The sequence below is a fragment of the Alcanivorax jadensis T9 genome (assembly GCF_000756655.1).
Lineage (GTDB): Bacteria > Pseudomonadota > Gammaproteobacteria > Pseudomonadales > Alcanivoracaceae > Alcanivorax > Alcanivorax jadensis.
Window position 1 is genome coordinate 55,398 of sequence record NZ_ARXU01000006.1, and the last position, 18,552, is coordinate 73,949.

The 18,552-nt window shown below is 56.8% G+C and carries 14 protein-coding genes; 3 read left to right on the forward strand and 11 right to left on the reverse strand.

Translation table 11 applies throughout. The features are described 5' to 3' along the window. Positions 1-185 precede the first annotated feature (185 nt). From T9A_RS09490 to T9A_RS09525, 8 genes are all read right to left on the reverse strand, one after another. Positions 186-2,423, reverse strand: coding sequence for a tetratricopeptide repeat-containing sulfotransferase family protein (locus tag T9A_RS09490; protein ID WP_035247610.1), 2,238 nt, complete (start codon positions 2,421-2,423; stop codon positions 186-188). 59 nt (positions 2,424-2,482) lie between these two features. Beyond that, positions 2,483-3,529 (reverse strand): hypothetical protein, encoded by a 1,047-nt coding sequence (locus T9A_RS09495; RefSeq protein ID WP_035247612.1) that lies wholly within the window; start codon positions 3,527-3,529, stop codon positions 2,483-2,485. Between the two features lie 58 nt (positions 3,530-3,587). Beyond that, positions 3,588-4,058, reverse strand: a complete 471-nt coding sequence (locus T9A_RS09500; RefSeq protein ID WP_156964878.1) for a hypothetical protein — start codon at positions 4,056-4,058, stop codon at positions 3,588-3,590. Positions 4,059-4,347: 289 nt separating this feature from the next. After that, positions 4,348-5,334, reverse strand: a complete 987-nt coding sequence (locus tag T9A_RS09505; RefSeq protein WP_035247616.1) for a hypothetical protein — start codon at positions 5,332-5,334, stop codon at positions 4,348-4,350. A 607-nt stretch (positions 5,335-5,941) separates the two neighbouring features. Continuing rightward, complete coding sequence (locus T9A_RS16610; protein WP_084573461.1) at positions 5,942-6,790, reverse strand: alpha/beta fold hydrolase; 849 nt, start codon at positions 6,788-6,790, stop codon at positions 5,942-5,944. Between the two features lie 114 nt (positions 6,791-6,904). After that, entirely contained in the window at positions 6,905-7,696 is a 792-nt protein-coding gene (locus T9A_RS09515) for a helix-turn-helix domain-containing protein (RefSeq protein WP_035247618.1), read from the reverse strand. 36 nt (positions 7,697-7,732) lie between these two features. Continuing rightward, positions 7,733-9,649 carry a 3'-5' exonuclease gene (locus T9A_RS09520; protein WP_035247621.1) on the reverse strand — a complete coding sequence of 639 codons (1,917 nt, stop codon included), beginning with the start codon at positions 9,647-9,649 and terminating at the stop codon, positions 7,733-7,735. A gap of 5 nt (positions 9,650-9,654) precedes the next feature. Then, positions 9,655-10,236: a hypothetical protein gene (locus T9A_RS09525; protein ID WP_156964880.1), complete on the reverse strand. Its 582-nt coding sequence runs from the start codon at positions 10,234-10,236 to the stop codon at positions 9,655-9,657. Between the two features lie 505 nt (positions 10,237-10,741). Between T9A_RS09525 and T9A_RS09530 the strand changes: the two genes are divergently transcribed. Genes T9A_RS09530 through T9A_RS16615 form a run of 3 tightly spaced genes read left to right on the forward strand, consistent with a single transcriptional unit; the run spans position 10,742 to position 14,624 of the window. After that, the gene (locus T9A_RS09530; RefSeq protein WP_052042746.1) at positions 10,742-12,766 is read left to right on the forward strand and encodes a DUF3604 domain-containing protein; all 2,025 of its coding nucleotides are present in this window, start codon (positions 10,742-10,744) and stop codon (positions 12,764-12,766) included. Beyond that, positions 12,763-13,668, forward strand: coding sequence for a hypothetical protein (locus tag T9A_RS09535; RefSeq protein ID WP_035247625.1), 906 nt, complete (start codon positions 12,763-12,765; stop codon positions 13,666-13,668). Before T9A_RS09530 ends, T9A_RS09535 begins: the two co-directional genes overlap by 4 nt. Next, positions 13,665-14,624: a HupE/UreJ family protein gene (locus T9A_RS16615; protein ID WP_052042749.1), complete on the forward strand. Its 960-nt coding sequence runs from the start codon at positions 13,665-13,667 to the stop codon at positions 14,622-14,624. Before T9A_RS09535 ends, T9A_RS16615 begins: the two co-directional genes overlap by 4 nt. A gap of 250 nt (positions 14,625-14,874) precedes the next feature. Here T9A_RS16615 and T9A_RS09545 read toward each other — a convergent pair whose 3' ends face one another. The 3 genes from T9A_RS09545 to T9A_RS09555 form a co-directional block, all read right to left on the reverse strand. Then, positions 14,875-15,177 carry a chaperone modulator CbpM gene (locus T9A_RS09545; protein ID WP_035247628.1) on the reverse strand — a complete coding sequence of 101 codons (303 nt, stop codon included), beginning with the start codon at positions 15,175-15,177 and terminating at the stop codon, positions 14,875-14,877. Between the two features lie 2 nt (positions 15,178-15,179). After that, on the reverse strand, positions 15,180-16,118 hold the full coding sequence (cbpA, locus tag T9A_RS09550) for a curved DNA-binding protein (protein ID WP_035247630.1): 939 nt from the start codon (positions 16,116-16,118) through the stop codon (positions 15,180-15,182). Positions 16,119-16,319: 201 nt separating this feature from the next. Beyond that, positions 16,320-18,161 (reverse strand): long-chain-acyl-CoA synthetase, encoded by a 1,842-nt coding sequence (locus T9A_RS09555; protein ID WP_035247631.1) that lies wholly within the window; start codon positions 18,159-18,161, stop codon positions 16,320-16,322. Positions 18,162-18,552: the final 391 nt, after the last annotated feature.

The window sequence follows — 18,552 nt, forward strand, 5'->3', positions numbered from 1 at the left end:
CAGGCTGAGGCAGATTTCTGGTCATGCCTTACGAGGGCGAGACTGAAAACAAAAAGGTGTCACTGCGCCACAAAAAACCGTTAACTGAAATACTCCATTTAGTTTTTAGAAAACGCATGGGAATTTTTAAGCATTCGCGCCGCTTTTTTCACGCTTCCAAGATTCCGGTATTTTTTCATTAAGTACTAACGATATACTTTCATTAATGCAGAAAGCGGATGAATCAGTTCAGGAATAAGTTCCTCGTAAGGAGCCCACTTCGCGACCGAGGTTTTGTAAATCGGCTGCCGTACCTGGGTAATACTCGCTGTTCTCACTAACCGATCTGATTCATAAAACTTGAGACAGGCGTCATCCCAAGGCAAACCAATGTGCTCCAGCAACTTCCGCGAACCACTTTCCTGATCATCAATCAGGACTTCATAATCCGCATTCATGAACCCGTCCGGGCAAACGTTTTGCCAATGGGCCATCATTTCTAGGTAACCCTCAAACCTGGCGACAAGATGCTTAATATGACATGCCCACCGGATCATGCCGAACTGTGTCTGCCAGCAAGATATTGCCACGTCACGCATATCCCTGCGTGCATGAATAATACTGGCATTGGGAAAGAGTAACTTGATCCACCCCACATTCATGTAGTTGTCCGGCATTTTGTCCACGACATAGCGAACGCCTGGTTTGTTCGCTTTTTCAATCTGCTCCCGGAGAGAGGTCAGATACTCCTCTGCAACCCGGTGCAGCAAATCACTGTCCGGTTCAGTAAGGGAGCGCTTTTTGGCTTCAGCATGACCAAGAGAGAATTTTTCGGCGTAGAGGTGCTGATATGCCTGAAGCGCAATCACTGCATAATTACGCTCGCCAACACCCAGTACACTCGGGTGTCGAGCCATGATCTGCTCAGTCAGGGTTGTTCCTGAACGCGGCATGCCGACAATGAATACAGGCATGTCAGAAGAGTGACCAATCTGCTGACCTGTCTCGATTAACTGCCGGGTAAAGAGTTGCTTGTTGGTAGCAACAACCTGCTGATGTGAGTCCTGTTGATACTCCCAACCCTGCCGGACCCTGGATGCCCATTGGAAGCGATTCGCTTCCGCCATATGGGCCACCGCACTGGAGAAATCCTTGTTGCCCGAGTAATAGTAAGATAACGCACTGTGCAGCGACCCTTTGGCGCCATCGGGTAGTGCATCCTTTTCCAGAAGCTCATGGGCTTTTTGCACATGAGAGGCCTCCAGGGAGGATTTCTTCAACGTAGCCAGCCCGCTGATCGCACCAATGCAATCCTCCTGCTCAGCAAGCGCCTGCCGGAAGCAAGCATCGGCCCCCTCCATATTCCCTGAAGAAGAAAGAATACCGCCCATTTTGCAGTAGAGGCTGGCTTGCTGGGGAGCAAGTGCACTGGCTTTCTCAAGACATCGTAAGGCCTCATCCGCCTCCCCTTCATTCCAGTAAAGATCCGATAAGGTCACCCAGTACTGGGGAAGAGAGGAAAGCGACTCAGCGTTCTCATTCAGTAACGCGATACCCTGGCCATGCAAATCATGTTTATCCAGACATTGAGCCATGCCCAGGATGGCCACAGGCAACGACGAATCCAGGGATAGCGCCTTGTTGAACCAGCTGGACGCCTCTGAATGATCACCAATATTGAGGTAGTTGTTACCAATAGCCGTGAGCAATTCCGGGTGTTCCGGTTTTTTTTCAAAGGCGGATGCGAATGTATCCATCCCCTCTTCATAACCCTCTTCCGCAATATGGGCTCTGCCTAACGCAATATAGGCATCGATATTGTCTGGATTTTTTTCTATTGCCTTGCGCGCTGCCTCTTTAACCTGGCCGTGATGCTGCAGATTCAAATGCATCAGTGTCAGATTATTGTTGGCTCTTTCATCATCCGGGTTGATGGTAATGGCACGCTTATAAAGCTGTATCGCCTTGCGCCAGTTTCCCAATGAGCGCTCGGCGTCAGCCAAACCGGAAATAACCGTTGAATTATCCGGAGCCAGAGAAGCTGCTTTTGAAAAGGCTTCCTTGCACTCTAAAAATGATTTTTTCTGATAGTGGCAACTACCAAGATTGATTAACGCCTGGATATTAACCGGCACAATGGCAAGCACCGCAAGATAGGCCTGAGTGGCGGCATCCATTTTTCCCAAACGTTGATATGCAACACCTAAATTCAGCAGGACATTAAGGTTTTTATCATCGAACCCAAGCGCAACTTCCAGCTGTTGAACTGCTTTTCCATTTTCCTGGGCTAGCAATGAATGCAAACCGGAAAAGTAGTGGGCCTCTGGTTTGTCAGGAAAGCGAAGCATGAACTGTTCAGCCAGTTCACCCGCCTGCAGCAGATCGCCCGCTGACAACGCGTTGATGAGTTTCGATTTAGACTGAGAAAAAGAAGGGTTAGACAAGTGCAATCCTGAAAAAGGAAGCCACCCGAGAGTGGCCTCCTGGTCATGATGGAACGGGATCAGACACGACGTCTGCGAGATACACCCAGGGCCGCGATCAATGCCATAAGAGCGGCGCCAGCACTGCCACCGCTACTGCTACTGCTGCCTGTGCGGGCAGCTACTTCTGCTGCTTTGGGCAACGCATAGTTGACAACACGGCTACGCTCAGTATTGCTCAAACCTACTAGCAGACCGGCGGAGCTCAATGCGCTACCAGATTCATAATTTGACTCAATGGCGCTGGCGTCAGTAATACTCTTCGACATTTGATGAAAAACAACAACACTACGGCTCTCACCGGCAGGGATCGTAACGGTGTAATCAATATCGTAGTCGGAGGTATCAAGATCCACCACTGTCGTATCTACCGTTGATCCTTCCCCAGAGATACCCGTTGTAATAACTGGATCACCGTTAGCGCCATCCACAAGGTCATCGGAAATGGTAACCCAGGTGTCTGTGCTATCAACGGTCTGGTCATCATTACTGGTATTAATAATACCGCCCTGACCATCGGAGCCCCAGTTTCCATAAATCTGGAAAGTCACCGACTGCTCAATAGCCCCTTTATTCGTTACGGTAAAGAGGCCCCGTGTAACGGGATCATCTTTCAGGAAGGCCCACTTGATGCTCGCATCAAGATCTGTATCAATATCCACATTGGTACCAGCATCGATCTGGTAATCGGTAATAACTGCATCAGCACCTACCGGATCAAACCAATTACCATTAACCCCAAGCCCCAGCACACCGTCATAGGCATCACTGTAGGAGTAGCAGTTCCAGAACGTAGTTACCGAAGTGGTACATGAAGCCGTCTTGCCGATAGCCCCTTCCGAAATACTGGAGTAAATATCGGTAATAACTGAAGAATTACTGCCAGAAAAATAGAAACCATGCGCCCAATCCTTGTTTGCGTCATGGAAAGTCAGATACCCCTCATCGGTGCCGGTCCAGGATGTCTTCACCCCGGCACGGGCAGATGATGCCATCATCCCCACAAGCCCTGCACCTGCCACCATGGAGGCACCAGCCATCCCTTTTAGTCTTTTGAAACTACTCATTTTATCCCCTCACAATGTTTGTAGTTGGTTCCATTCACTTGCTGATACCCCGAAGGGGCTATATACGACCAGAACGTTTCGCTGCTCGCTCAAGCCGTTTTTTCTCGCGCTTTGACTGCGCTTTATCTTTGTTGAATTGCCGCCTGGCCTTGCGCTCCCAATGCACGCCCGCCTCTTGAATTGAAGCCTCATCTCGCTCAGTCCCGCTGGATGGAAAAAAAATCACCGTCGCTATTGCGTTAGACCCCAAAGCTGACTTCTTCCAGCCTGTTATCATGCTCAACGATTGCTCCCGGGCAATTTTTTCCAGGGCGGATTCAAGAGTGCGATTTGAAATAGAAAAGGAGACGGGCTTGTCTACTGCGGGGGAAACATCGACAGCAATACCCGAAGCCGCAGCGACCTGTGCCATAACCTGGGAGAGGGGCTGATCAATGGCTGTAACGTAAATGCTGCCTTCATGCATATAGACATCGCTGTCTCCAGCCCTAGATAACTCAGAACAAAGCAAAACAGCGAAAATTGACAAGAGAGGCACCCCTGACCTCAATGTTGCCTTTACCCCAACCCCCTTCACACTGCGTCCTCCTGACACAGGGCGACCTTCCAATCCAGCATTCCCCAATGAATGCCGGTCAAGTCACCAGCCTACCCGCCCATATTTTACATTCTTTTACCATAATCTATCATTTTTGCAACATATGTCACAAAAATAGCTTTTCCCTCCATCTAAATAGCAGAAGCTTCTCACTAAAGCAGCGCACCCAATCAGCTCAAGCTAGCAAGCTAGGACACCCATTGATAACCACACCAACACCTCACCCCAGTGCACAGGCAGCGTTTTGCCCAGCAATCCAGCGCCGGCCTGTGGCTTCAGCAAAGGCTCTGACCCTCGCCAGTGGGCCAATCGCCAAGGGAGTGCGTTGTTTTCGGGGCGTCATGTGTTTCAGCCATGCCCGCTCATCGATCCCAAGTCGATCAAGGATGCCGGCGGCAGCACCATTAATAGCCCCACGCTTGTCCGCACGCAGGGCTCTGCCAGTGGCATCCACCAGCTCCAGATAATCCATCAACCGGATGCGGGAGACCGTGGTGTCGTCGTCACTTTCTATGTGCTCGGCGTCCACCAGAGGGAGAAGTATCGGAGCTGTCTCAGCTGATGGCTGATTCAGTACGGCACCGCTGCGTTGTTGGAAGGAGGTGTAATCTGACGTTTCCGGGGTGGCTGCCATACCTGTCCGCACCGGATTAAGATCCACGTAGGCCATACAGCTGAGTAGGGCTTTCTCATCCAGTAGGGCCTGGCTCTTGTAACGCCCTTCCCAGAAGCGGCCCTTGCAGCCGTCTTCCTCGTTGGCCCGGCGGGCCAGATGCTCATTCAGGCAACGCATAAACCAACCCAGGTCATACAGCCGGGAGCGCCATTCCTCGACAATCTCCAGCGCCTTCAGGGTTTCTGCCTCGCCGGTCTCGTCACGCAACCAGCGCTGCACCTGTGGCGGCCCGGAAAACAGCTGCATCCACTGCGCCGCCACTTCCCGTTCCGACCAGCTTTCTGCCTGGCCCCGATCCACCCTCAGCACCACATGGGAGTGATTGGACATCACCGCATAGGCACACAGATCAATCGCAAACACCTCAACCAGCGTCGCAAGACGCTCCACCACCCACTGCCTGCGGTGCTCATAATCCTGGCCAGAATAATGATCACGCCCACACAGGAAAGCCCTGCGTACACAACGGCAAATACAGTGGTAGTACGGGGTTTCATCAAGAGAAACCTGCTGATAACGCGCTCGGGTCATGGTCGCCTCCTTGCTGATCCATGACTCAAACCATACTGACCTTACGGACAGCTCACTATCAGACAGCAACCATCAGATGCGTAGGAGATCTGCCAATTGATGGGTGTCCTGTTGTTGTCTTGATTGATGGGTGTCCTGTTGTTGTCCTTGTTGTTGTCCTGCCTGTTGTTGTCCTGCTGTTGCCGAATAACGAGGAGTTGAGCCAAACGGTCAGACGCTGGCGCCAACCATTAGCGGGGACGGAAGAAGACGAGGCCTGCATGAAACATCACCCAACGAGATAAAAGCCGCGAGTATACCTGATCTGTTTGTGGGGGGTTGATAGCATACGGTGGCGAAGGCAGGTAGTTGGCGGGGGCCCCAGCGTTTCAGGCATTGGAGTGGCGCACGGGACAAGACCTGATCCAGAGTCCCGTGAGCCCGGATTCACGCGTCAAATCTTGAATCAAGATTTGGGAAATGGGAGACCTGACCCTCGTGTTCCCTCTGCACAAGCACTAATTCAAACAGCAAAAAGCTCGTTGTAACAGCACCCACTTGATCTCTCTGCGCAGGCGCTGCCACCGTTCCAGCTTGTTTGAAAGCCTTTTAAGCCTGAGCTGACGTTTTATTCGCTGACGAAATTGGTCATTAGCTCAGCGCAACGCTGCGGTGCTTCCATCATCAACAAATGGCCTCCGTGCTCAATATGGTGTTGCGCGGGCTGATAACGCTGAATGAACTTGCGGCCCTTTGCCACAGAAAGCACCTGATTATGCTTACCCCAAATCACCATAGCCGGGGGCATACCGTTACTGGTTTTATCTAATTTCTCAAAACCAAAACCAAGAAACACCTGCTCCCCTAATGCCATAAGCGTGTCAGCATTGCTGGGCTGACGGAATCTGTCGGCTAGCTGAGTACGCAAACGCTCAGACACCATGCCTGCCGCTTTTATCTGAAATCCCACAACAACGCTTCTGCCCCATTCACGCTGCGTAACCAGCCGAGAAAACCCTTGCATAACACGTCGCCCAAACGCCGTTGTTAGCACCCGCGCTGCCGTGCGGCTACCCAGTGCCAGCGTGCTGCTGGTGAGCACATTAAACAGCACCAGTTTCTCTACGCTCCGCGCACCAGGCTTTCTTTCTGCATCCTTACGCGCAAAGTGAATGGCCGCCGCAGCGCCAACACAATTGCCCACAAGGACCACCTTGTCCAGGGTTAGCTGATCAATAACGTCAGCAATCACATCGGCGTAAATATCGAGTGCTCGACCTTCTTGCATCGCCGCCGATTCGCCATACCCCAGCCAATCAATAGCGGTAATCCGGTAACGGCTTTCCAGCTCCTTGGTCACAGGCTCCCAAATACTATGGTCTGTGCCGCCATTGTGCAGCATGAGCAAATGCGGCCCATTGGGATTTCCCAATTGGGTGTAAGCAACGCGGCCATGTCGTGTTGTAAGACGATGCATCACTGATCTTCCCCGTTATTTCAATCATGCAACTGTAGCGAAAGGGGGTAAAAGTAGGCTTGTATGGATTGTGTGTGTTTCTTTAATACTTGTCTGAAAGAGCGAGCCCAAACGCTAGGTGAAGCTCATGGCTACCGTGCCTTCCATAAGAAGGCTCGGCGAAAAGCCTGTGATGGCCGTTACCGCTTTACTAAAGTGCGCTAAATCGTAAAAGCCTGCAGCATGTGCCGCATCTGTGAGGGTAGCTCCGAGGGCGAGTTCAGGAATGCTCTTCCACAAACACACGCTGCGAATATATTCCAAGGGGCTGCAAAGAAGATATTGCTTGAACAAGGCATTCAAGCGCGACACCGACACATGCACAGAATCAGCAAGGGCCGCCACCGACAATTCATCGAACCCGTGGGCCTCCACCAGCGCCATTGCCTGCGCTACTCTCGGATCATAATTAACCGCTTCAGGCTTTGGGTTCAGCACTGTAATAATATCGTCGAACAAAACCTGCGCTTCTGCCACATCAGCCAACTGCCCAAAACGCGGCTGGCAAAGCGCCTGAATGGCAGAGAGCTCGTCAGCATTAAGCAAGCGCCCCACGGGGTTGCCTATCGCCTGTAATAAAGCAGGGTAAGCCTCGCTGGTAATGAAGGCATCAACGGTGGTTGTCGCCCCTGGCGCATGCATAAAAGAACGAGGCGCGGCAGGCCCAACAATGGCACCCATTAGCTTCACCTCGTTGTCTGCCCGACCGCGAACGCTAAATGCTTCGTCGTTAGCTACCAGCACAGTAGCAGACAAGCGACGATACGGTGACGCACGGCGATCCAGTTCAAACGATGGCACTTGACGCAAAAAGCAGCGTGGCCAGATATACACGCCAGCACGATCCGTATCGGATTTTGCAGACATAACGCCTCCATCAAGAAAAGCATTGGGGGTTAGGGATCAGGTCTCCCATTTCCCATCAAACCTCCCCACAAACCAATTCCCTCCGCTCCCCGTCAACAACAACTGCTCCCTCGCCCTTGTCATCCCCACATACAACAATCGCACCTCGCTCTCCAGATTCTCATCGTCATCCCTCAACCCTCCCAACCCCGCCAGTACCACGGTATCGAATTCCAGCCCCTTGCTGCTCTGCCGAGTGAGTAGCGCGATGCGCTCGGCATTGGCGTCGTAGGCTTTCTTGCTGGCGTTGTCTTTCAGCCAGGCATGGGGAATGTTTTCCCGCTTGAGAGCCCGTTGCAGGGTGTCGGCTTGCCAGGTGTAGCCGTAGATCACCGCGATGGTGTTGAGCGGCTGGCCGTTCTGGTGCCATTTGCGAATACAGCGGGCGATGTAGTGGGCTTCGTCGTTGAAGGTGTCGAACTTGCGGAATGCCGGGGGCGGGCCGCTGGCGCCTGCCATTTCCGGGGCGATGAGGGGGATGTGGTCGTCGTCGGCGTCTTGGGCTTGCAGGAAGTCCTTGGCGAAATCGTAGGCGTAGCTGAGGATTTCGCGGGTGTTGCGGTAATTCAGTTTCAGAATGGTGGTACGGCCACGGGCCTGGATGCCCGCGCTGGACAGGGGGAACTTGAGGCTGCGTTTTTTGTAGATGGACTGGGCATCGTCGTAGAGCAGCAACAACGAGTTGGTGTCCGGGTCGATCATCTGCACGACCAGCGCCAGCCAGTCCTGCTCGAAGTCGTGGCCTTCATCGATCATGACCGCGCTGTATTGAGCGCGGGGGATCTGGCCCTTGTCCACGGCCTGAATGACGGTCTCCACCTGCCGCTCCCAGGGTTTTAATTCGGGCGGGGCGGGGATCAGATCCACGTTATAGGTTTGCAGTTGCCGGCCACACCATTCATGGAAGTGGTGTACCTGCACTTTCTCTTCGATGCCCTTTTCGGCAATAAAGCTGCGCAGCCGTGCAGCCAGGGTGATGTTGAAGCACAGCACCAGTATCGGTTTGGTGACGGCCTGGGCCAGGTGCAGGCAGCGGTAGCCGAGGATCAGGGTCTTGCCGGAGCCGGCCACGCCGTGGATGACCCGGTGGCCCTCACCCATGCTGCGAGCCAGTTGTTCCTGCTGCAGGTCCATCACGCGGACGATGTCCGGGATGTTGTTGTAGTCTGCCCTGCCCTCGGCCACGGCTTTGCTGCCGTTGGCGCTGCCCTGCCCTCGTGTACCGGCATCTTCATCCGCTTCGTCATCCTCGGCATCAAACAGCCCTTGCTGGGGCGCGTTGATGCGGATTTCCGGGAACAGGTTCCAGCGGATACGATCGATCAGCGGGAGGGTGAGCTTGTCGCCGAAGGCGTAATCGAACATGGCCCAGAGTTGTTCCTGGAACACTTCCGGGTCAGCAGTGGCGGTCATTTCATCGCGACAGATCACACGGTGCGGCGGCAGTACCAGCTCCTGCTGCTCTTCGTTGATGGCGTCGTTCCACTGCTTGCGGGTGATATTGGGAAACACCACGCCGTAGCCCCACGGGAAGCAGAGTTTGCCTTTGAACTGTTCGCGGGTCTGTTGCAGGTGTTCATCGCGCTGCAAGCGGTTGATGGCGGTAAGCGCGCACTGGCGGGCCTGTTGCAGCGGGTTGCTGACGGTCTTCAGGCCACCCGGGGTGAGGATCTCGGCATCACGGGGATTGAGGCTTTTCAGGGTATCCAGCTTCCAGTCTTTCACCTCCAGAAACAGCAGGCCACGACCGGGATGCAGAACGATGTAATCGGGATAGCGCCGTTTGCGCCCGACGGGGGTGTCGTACCAGACGGTGTAGTCATCCTCCAGCAGGGCTTCCAGCCGCTGCCCCAGGCGGCGTTCGCCCGACGTCATGCGGCGGATAGTCGTGAGGCTGGGGATGATCGTGGCCATGATGCCTACTTCTCCCAGCTCATGGTGACCCCATAGGCCTTGCCGTCAACGTCCAGGGAGGAATATTGAAGCATGATTACCCCGCCACTTTCTGGCTGCCACTGAACCACTGGCAGTTTTTTCTCTATGTCTCCTTTCCCGTCTAGCCAGAATACGAGCTTCTCCACCCAGCCGGGATCAAAGGCATCAAATGATGGCTTACCAAACTTTCTCTCTAATGTTGCTTTTTGGTTTTTAAAGAAACGCTTTTGCCCCACCTCGTTCTTGAACCAAGCACCGTAATAAACCAGAGAAATACGATCCCCGCCGCATTGATACCAGGTTATTTCAGAGAGATCCGGGGTGTTGTGTTCAAACGCCAGAAGTTCTTGCTCCAGCATGGTTTCCAGAGGCAGACCGGCCTCTGCACCCCGGTCAACCTCCATCTGATAGGTTTCCAGGCAGGAATCGCCGGGTGAAACGCCCAGGAACACGGAGGAGTGGGCTAACGAGGGGCACAGGAATACGGACAGTACGAAGAGGGTTCGGCACTGCTGGGGAATAGCTCGGCAGATTTTCTGGTTAGGCGTTCCCCAGAATAAAGGCATCCCATCCCTCGTTGTTTTATTGCCCGCGATCCTGGCGGGCTTATTATTGGTATTCGTTATTTGTGATCCAGTTCGAATTTACACAATCCGTACGCTGAAATAAATGAATAGGCTTCATTTTCTTGTTTAGGGGTTCGCCATGCGAGCATGGCTCCAACAAGAGAATCAGACAGCATCGTGTAACGGCTGTCCGCTGCAAGCCTTCACCACCCTGCCCGCCGGTTTCTTTATTGGGACGGCAGTGCACAAATAGACACAAAGCCCCAACTCAATGAATCTGACCCGCCCCGGGATTTCTTCTACCTTGATTCAATCCGCCACCTTAACCAGGGCAGCCATGCCGAAAACCGCTGGCTGCGACTGCTGACAATGTGAATAAGGCGGTTCCGGAATCGGGCGAGCTCTGGCCTGCCGCTTCCGGTTTACTGAGATTGCCGGCCACACCGGCGGCTCTTTTGGCTTACTGCCCGGCCCGCCCGGGCGACGATGCGCTTCGGAACTTGCCATGAAATATGCCCTGCCCACATTGATGAGCTGTCTGCTCCTTGCTGCCTGTGGCGGCAGCGATAGCGGCACCCCGACCACGACTAACGCCCCGGCCACAACGCCGACACCCAGTGAGCCACCGCCAACGCCCGACCCGGATCCGGAGCTGCTCGCCTGCGACCAGACGCCGCCTAACCCGCTGCGTAATGCGTATTTTGGTGAGCTGCATCTGCATACGGTGTACTCGCTGGATGCCGTTGCCGCGCAGCTGACCCCGGAAGGCGCCTACCGCTTTGCCATGGGAGAGCCGGTGGCCGCCCCACCCTATGACGCCGCCGGGAATTCGCTGATTCCGCCTTATCAGATTGATCGCCCGCTGGATTTTGCGGCGGTGACCGATCACGGCGAATGGCTGGGCGAACGGGAATTGTGTGAGGACCCCAGCCTGGACCCGCTGGCCTACAGCTCCCCCGAGTGCACGGTGTACCGCCAGGACCGGGAGCTCGGTTTCCTGCTGTTTGGCGGTGGCTGGGCTGGTTTTAGCCAGTTGGTGCCATTCCCCAATATCAGCTTTGACGAACCCTTCCTGCTCACCGACAACGAAGTCCACCGCCCATTATTTTGCGGGGTGACGGGGGAGAAGTGCCGGGGCGCCGCGCGTGGGCCCTGGCTGGATGTGCAGCTGCAGGCTGAGCGCTTTAACCAGCCGGGCTGCTTCACTGCCTTTAACGGCTACGAGTACACCATGTCGCCGCTGAGCGACAACATGCACCGTAATGTGATCTTTTCCGGGGACCAGGTGCCGCAGGACCCTGTCAGTGTCTATGAAGCGCCGGACCCTTCGGCTCTGTGGGAACAACTGGACGAGGCCTGCACCGGTGAGTGCGAGTACCTGACCATTCCCCACAACTCCAACCTGAGTAACGGGCGCATGTTTGCCGGACCGGAAGAAGACGGCTACGACATTGCCGAAAAACGCCGAGCCGAACCGCTGATCGAGATCTTCCAGGTGAAGGGGGATTCCGAATGTGCGCGGGTGGAAAATGGCAGCCCGGATGATCCCCTGTGTGATTTTGAAAAACTGCCAGCCACTAATTTCTTCGAGTTCTTCCTGGGCATCAATCCGATTCCCCCGGCCCCCGCATTTCAGAACTATGTGCGCCATGGTCTGAAGGAAGGGCTATTGATCGAGGAAGCCAAGGGTGCCAACCCGTTCCAGTACGGTTTCATTGCCAGCACCGACAGCCACTTCGGCCTGCCCGGTGCGGTGGATGAAGACAACTTTGTCGGCCACCGGGATGTGCCTCCGGTGGACGGGGTGAAAGACGATTACTTCAATAACCCCGGTGGCCTTGCCGTTGTCTGGGCTGAAGAGAATACCCGCGCGTCCCTGTTTGATGCCATGCAGCGCAAGGAAACCTATGGCACCAGTGGCCCGCGCATGCAGCTGCGGGTATTTGGTGGCAGCACCGAGCAAATGCCGGACAACATGTGTGAGCGTGGCGGCCAGGCGTTTGTGGAAACCGGCTACGCGGCCGGCGTGCCCATGGGCGGCGAACTGCACGCCGGCCAGGGCACCCCACGCTTCGCCGTGTGGGCCACCGCGGATACCTTCCCCCGTGAGAACGAGCGCAGCGTCAATGTGCCCCTGCAGCGTGTGCAAATCGTCAAAGGCTGGGTGGAAAAAGATGCCAATGGCCAGTCCCTGGCCCGCGAGCAGGTGTTTGATATTGCCACCGGAAACAGCGACTGGTCCCTGGACGATGACACCTGCCAGGTGTCCGGTAGCGGCCCGCAACAACTGTGTGCGGTGTGGGACGACCCGCAATTCCAGGCCGATCAGAATGCCTTCTACTACGCCCGTGTGGTGGAAGCCCCCACCTGCCGCTGGCTGACCCGCCAGTGCATGAATGCACCGGCGGATCTGGATTGCAGCAACAATCCACAAGAAGAGTGGGCGGCCTGCTGCGAAATCGAGAACGGCAATGCCCCCTCCCGCATTCAGGAACGGGCCTGGGCCTCACCGATCTGGTACAAGCAGTGAACACGATCGGCTGGCTTCGTCACCCCTTACTCCACTGCCTGCTCTTGGGCAGTGGCGCCTTCCTGGCGCAGTCGTTGTTCACAGATCCCAGCGCCGATCACCCCGCCGCCACAGAAATCCATTTGGGTGCCTCAGAGGTGGAGGCGTTAAAGGCGCAGTGGCGACAACAGCTGGGGCGTGAACTGACCCCCGATGAACTGCAGGCGTCGCTGCAGGCCCGGGTGGATGAAGAGATTCTGATTAACGAGGCCCGGTTGCGTGGCTGGGATCGCACGGACCCCATCGTTCGCCGCCGCCTGCGCGAGAACCTGGCCTTTACCGAACAGCCCGCCAGCCACCCGTCCGATGCGCTGGCTACCGCCTATGAATTGGGGATGCCCCTGCAGGACCCGGTGGTGCGCAAGCGCCTTCTGCTTCGTATGCAGGCCGAACTGCGCAGCCAGGCGGACCTGGAAGCGGAGAGTGCCGAACTGGCCCGCTATGCTGACTCGGCCACGACCCTGGCACGGCGTTGGCATGTGTCCCATGTACTGCGCACCGGCCCGGACGCCAGGGCAGAGCTGCTTTCACTGCCGTCGTTTTCTCCTCAGGACGCGACCCGCTATTCCGAGCCTTTTCTCGCCGGCAATGTATTGGCGGATATCAGCGACAGGACTCTCGCCAAGACCTTTGGCCCCGGATTTGCCGCACAACTGGAAGCCCTGCCTACCCGCCAGTGGGCCGGCCCGGTGGAGAGTGTTTTCGGGCAGCATCTTGTCTGGATTGAGGGAACAACCCGTCAGCCGGTACCGATTAACCCGGCCAAGGTGTATCTGGCCTGGAAAGCCGACCAGGAAAACCAGGCACTGCGAGAGGGTATGTCGCAGCTGCGTCAGCAATACACAGTGAGTTGGGAAGAATGAGCCATCTGTTACGCCACTGTGTGGCCGCTTTGATCCTCGTCACCCTCGCCAATACGGCCCACGGCCATGGGCTGGTACCGATGCTGTTGAAGCTGGAACAGATCGACGACCTGCATCTGCGTGTCAGCCTCAAGTCCGGCGTTACCGTCGCGCAGACGCCGACACCGGTCTTCCCCGAAACATGCACGCCGTCCGCGCCGCAACGCACCATGGCAAAGGAGGCGCACTGGACGATCTGGCAGCTTCGCTGCGACGAACCACCCTACAGCATCAGCCTGCCTGGTCTGGGCGAGTACCAGGCCGTGGCTCAATACCATTCGCCTGGCGAGCCTACTCACAGCAGCTTGCTGGATGCCCACTCCCCCGTCTTCCAGTTCAAGGCATCCGGGGACTGGCTGGGCACACTGATCCGTACCGCTCACTCCGGCATCATTCATTTGCTCGCCGGCTGGGATCACCTTCTTTTCGTTATCGGCCTGACCCTGTGGCTGCGCCGGGGCAAACCTCTGGTGCTTGCGATTACCAGCTTCACTCTGGGCCACAGCCTGACCCTGGCCTTGGCTGCCAGCGGTATCATCCGCTTTCCCGTTACCCTGGCCGAGATCGCCATTGCCGCCAGTTTGCTGGCCATGGCGTTCCAGCTGAACCGGGGCACCCTCAAGCAGCCCAGCAGGGCCACCGTGCTCCTTCTGCCGCTGGGGTTTGGTTTGTTGCATGGCCTCGGGTTTGCCAATGTGCTCAATACCCAGGGGCTCAGCGGTAACGATTTGATCATTACCCTGCTGGGTTTCAATCTCGGTCTGGAGCTGGGGCAATTGCTGTGTGTGGCGGCGGTGCTGCTGGTGATATTTGGCATGAAGCACCATATCCAGCGCCTGCAGAGCATTGCTGTTTACAGCATCGGCAGCATGGCGGTTTTCTGGATGTGGGAACGGGCGCTGTTACTGGCGGTTTGAGACTGGGCAGCCGTCGACATTTCATCTCTTGTGGTTGCTTAACAGAACGTTCGGCGGCTGGACGCTGAGGACCGATGGCATTCGATCCCGCAGAGTTGTTTTTATCGGTATTTTTCTCTTCGTGATCCCGTTCGATATTGCACGGCTGTAGTCAGAAAAAAGTCAGGGGTTCGCCATGCGAGCATGGCTCCAACAAAGAGGGAAAAGGAAAGGGGCGCCCGTGGTAGCTGATGGGCGCCATCGGGAATCATCACGTCTCGAACCGTTTTAGCCGCCGTAGTAGCTCGTGGTTTTCCCGGCGTAGCGCCTCCACTTCATCCAGCAACTCCATGGCCAGTGCCACGCCTGCCCAGTTGATTTCCAGGTCACGCCGCAGGCGGGTGGCGCGGGCAATGTCAGCGACGACGGCATCGTCGAATTGCCATTCGCTGGCCTGCCTGTCGTGGGGCTCGATAATGCCAAGGCTGACGATGTCGATCAGGTCCTGCTCTGATATCTGCACCAATTGGTAAATGTCGCTACTGCATACGGTGATTCTTAGTTGAGAGGCCATGATTACCGTCTCCATTGTGCGCGCGGATCGAAGCTCGCCTTGTCGGCGAGTTGTTGCCACAACTGTTCAATGTCTTCGCCGGTGGCATCTGGCATGACTACTTTCAGCACGGCAATCAGGTCACCCTTGCCGGTCTTGCCGGGCAACCCTTTGCCGGGAATGCGCAGCTTCTTGCCGTTCTGGCTGTGTGCCGGGATAGTCATTTGAACCGCGCCGGTGAGAGTGGGCACTTCAATTTTCGCCCCCAGCGCCACTTCCCAGGGCGCCACCGGCACGGTGACGATCAGGTTGTGGCCTTCCACATCGAACAAGGGATGCGGCACCAGGCGGATGCGCAGGTATACGTCGCCAGCGGGGGCATTGCCGATACCGGCAATCCCCTGCCCTTTCAGCCGGATACGCTCACCACCGGTCACACCGGCCGGAATTTTCACGTTCAGGGTTTTGCTCTTCTCGCCGAGCACCTGACCGTACTGGTCGTATTCCGGCAACCGGTAGGAAACCGACTTGGATTCGCTGCTGACCGTGTCTTCCAGAAAGATGGGCAGCTCGATTTCCACATCCTGGCCGCGCCGCGACGGGGCATGGCCACCGCGGGCCTGGCGGGCGCCGGTGAACAGGGATTCGAAGAAGTCGGAAAAGCCCGCATCGGCAGGATCAAACCCGCCGCCTGACGGCTGCCAGCCGGGGGGCGGCTGGAACGAGCCATGGTCGCCTTGCTGGTTGCGCAGGGCGCGGAGCTGGTCGTAGTCGGCGCGCTTGTCCGGGTCTTTCAGCACCTGCCAGGCTTCGGCCACGTCCTTGAACCTGGCTTCGGCGTCGTCTTCCTTGCTGATATCCGGGTGATATTTGCGGGCCAGACGGCGGTAGGCCGTCTTGATGGCGGCCGCGTCGGCGTCTGGCTCCACTCCGAGCAGGGCGTAGTAGTCCTTAAAGTCCATTTCACCTCTCCGGGGTCAGATGCCCCATTCCTACCATACTGCTATTTCAGTGACATTCCTGCGGAATATGCGCCATTCCTGATTACCGTCAAATTCCGCCGCCCGGCGTCCTTTCTCCTACTCTCTGCTTAAAGCCATTGTTGAATCGTGGCCGCCCAGCGCGCCCCTGTAACGAGCAGGTGCAACTCGCTCGCGCCCGGGTCAAAGGCGTATTTCTCCTTGCTGTATCTGCCGGGCCAGCTCCGCCGTCAGAGGCTGGTAACCGCGCTGGCTATCCAGCAGTACGTACACCGGTTCGGCCACCTGATCAGGCGCGAAGCCTTGTTGTTTCAGCTCTACCTTGCGGTATTTGAAAGTGCCGGTGGTTTCCTGGTGGTCGCGGATGCGCAGGAACAGGGGCACTGCATAGGCCGGCAACAAACGGTTCAGATGTTGTGCCAGGCCTGGGCCGTTGAGGGTGACACCCGGGCTGAGCGTGACCGCCGCCATTCCCGCGCGGCCATCGCAGCCGGGAATGCTGACCCCGTACACCACGCCGTGATCAATATCCGGGTGCTGCGCTATGGCTCCTTCCACTTCGCCGGCGGCCACGTTTTCCCCTTTCCAGCGGAAGGTATCGCCGACCCGGTCGACGAATTGAATGTGGTGCATGCCCTGGTCACGCACCAGATCGCCGGAGTTGAACCAGCAGTCGCCTTTCTTGAAGACATCACGCAGCAGCTTTTTCTCGCCGGCAGCGGGGTCGGTGTAGCCATCGAAGGGGCGGCGCGGGGTCACTTCGCTGATCAGCAGGCCGATCCCACCCCTGGGAATGCGCTGCATAAAGCCGTTGTGGTTACGGCGCGGGGTTTCGGTGTCGTTGTCGAACTCGACGATGGCGAAAGGCAGCGGCGTAAAGCCGGCGGTCTGCGACACGCCAAAAAGATTGATAAAGCCGATATTGGATTCACTGGCACCGTAAAACTCGTAGATACGATGAATGCCAAACCGCTGCTCGAACTGGTCCCAGATTTCCGGGCGCAGGCCATTGCCGGTGATTAACCGAATACGGTGCTGACGATCCGTGGGACAGGGCTTCACATTGAGCAGGTAACGGAGCAGCTCACCGATATAACAGAACACGGTGGCGTCGTAGTGGCGCACCCTCTCCCAGAACTGGGACGCACTGAACTTGCGATCCAGTGCTAGGCTCGCGCCCATGGATAACACCGAACCCCAGGCCACGGTAAGGGCATTGTTGTGGTACAGGGGCAGGCAGCAATAGAACACGTCTTTGCGGCGTATGCCCAGGGTCATGCCGCCCACTCCGGCCATGGCGGCCAGCCAGCGATAGTGGGTCATCACCGAGGCCTTGGGCAGCCCGGTGGTGCCGGAGGTAAAGATGGAAAAGCACGGCTGCTCGGCACGCACTCGACCGGTGCCGGGCGGGTTGGCTTGCGATTGCCGGGCGGCGTATTCGTCCAGATCCAGCCAGCCCGGGGGCGCAGGCTCACCCTGGTCGCCGCCGTGCCACAGGTAACAGATCGACGGGGCTGGCTGCGCGGTGTTCGGGGCGCTTGCCACTGGGGTAAAACAGGTGGTGGCCAGGGCCGCTGCACATTCCGCACTGACCACCAGCAGCCGCGGCGTCACCAACTGGATACTGTGTTCCAGCACCTCGCCACTCTGGTTGTGGTTGAGCATGCCGGCGATGGCACCCAGTTTGACCGTGGCCGCCACACAGGCCAGCGCTTCGGGCCGGTTTTCCATCATGATGGCGACGGTGTCACCGGGGCCCACGCCCTGCTCCGCCCAGCAGGCGGCCAGGCGGTTTGCCCAGGCGTTGAATTGCGCGTAGGTCCACTGCTGATCCTCGAACCGCAAGGCGATGTTATGCGGAGTACGACGGGCCCAGTATTCGATGACCTTGCCAATGGACTGCTTGCTGGCAGGCCGCAACCCGGCCAGGCGCAACAGGTTGCCGCGCTGAATATCCAGCAGCGGCGGCACCATGTAGCGCACCCCTTTGGCCAGGTCCCGCCAGCCAACTTTTTTCACCGGCATATTTGCCTCCGTTGCTCTGCCCAATCCTACCCCGCCAGGCCGGCTGCTGATGGAGCAACCTGACGTCCTGCGTCTGCCGGATGGCATTGGTTATTGCGTCGTCTGGCTCAAGCTGGCGAGCAAGACGGTGTCGTGGCTAGCTGCCTTGCGATCCGAGCATGGGCCAGCCGTTGTTAGTGGTTGGTGCGCGTTGCGATCCCGTTCGAATTTACATAATCGTGGGATGTAAAGGAATGAACAGGCTTCCTGGATCTGTTTCTAGGGATCGCGGGGATGGCGGTGGGATTCGCGGCTCGAGGGCCGTTCCTACGGAAATAGGGAGGCAAGGGTTAGCCTTTCGAGAGGGACTGCTACAGTGACCTGCCGAATTAGGGTTTTTCACTCGGCGATT

What these genes read in the sequence shown, in the direction of transcription:
- T9A_RS09555 (WP_035247631.1), bottom strand. Translation starts at nt 18,161, where the DNA reads ATGCCGGTGAAAAAAGTTGGCTGGCGGGACCTGGCCAAAGGGGTGCGC.
- T9A_RS09495 (WP_035247612.1), bottom strand. Translation starts at nt 3,529, where the DNA reads ATGAGTAGTTTCAAAAGACTAAAAGGGATGGCTGGTGCCTCCATGGTG.
- T9A_RS09530 (WP_052042746.1), top strand. Translation starts at nt 10,742, where the DNA reads ATGAAATATGCCCTGCCCACATTGATGAGCTGTCTGCTCCTTGCTGCC.
- T9A_RS09520 (WP_035247621.1), bottom strand. Translation starts at nt 9,649, where the DNA reads ATGGCCACGATCATCCCCAGCCTCACGACTATCCGCCGCATGACGTCG.
- T9A_RS09545 (WP_035247628.1), bottom strand. Translation starts at nt 15,177, where the DNA reads ATGGCCTCTCAACTAAGAATCACCGTATGCAGTAGCGACATTTACCAA.
- T9A_RS16610 (WP_084573461.1), bottom strand. Translation starts at nt 6,790, where the DNA reads ATGCATCGTCTTACAACACGACATGGCCGCGTTGCTTACACCCAATTG.
- T9A_RS09505 (WP_035247616.1), bottom strand. Translation starts at nt 5,334, where the DNA reads ATGACCCGAGCGCGTTATCAGCAGGTTTCTCTTGATGAAACCCCGTAC.
- T9A_RS16615 (WP_052042749.1), top strand. Translation starts at nt 13,665, where the DNA reads ATGAGCCATCTGTTACGCCACTGTGTGGCCGCTTTGATCCTCGTCACC.
- T9A_RS09525 (WP_156964880.1), bottom strand. Translation starts at nt 10,236, where the DNA reads ATGCCTTTATTCTGGGGAACGCCTAACCAGAAAATCTGCCGAGCTATT.
- cbpA (WP_035247630.1), bottom strand. Translation starts at nt 16,118, where the DNA reads ATGGACTTTAAGGACTACTACGCCCTGCTCGGAGTGGAGCCAGACGCC.
- T9A_RS09515 (WP_035247618.1), bottom strand. Translation starts at nt 7,696, where the DNA reads ATGTCTGCAAAATCCGATACGGATCGTGCTGGCGTGTATATCTGGCCA.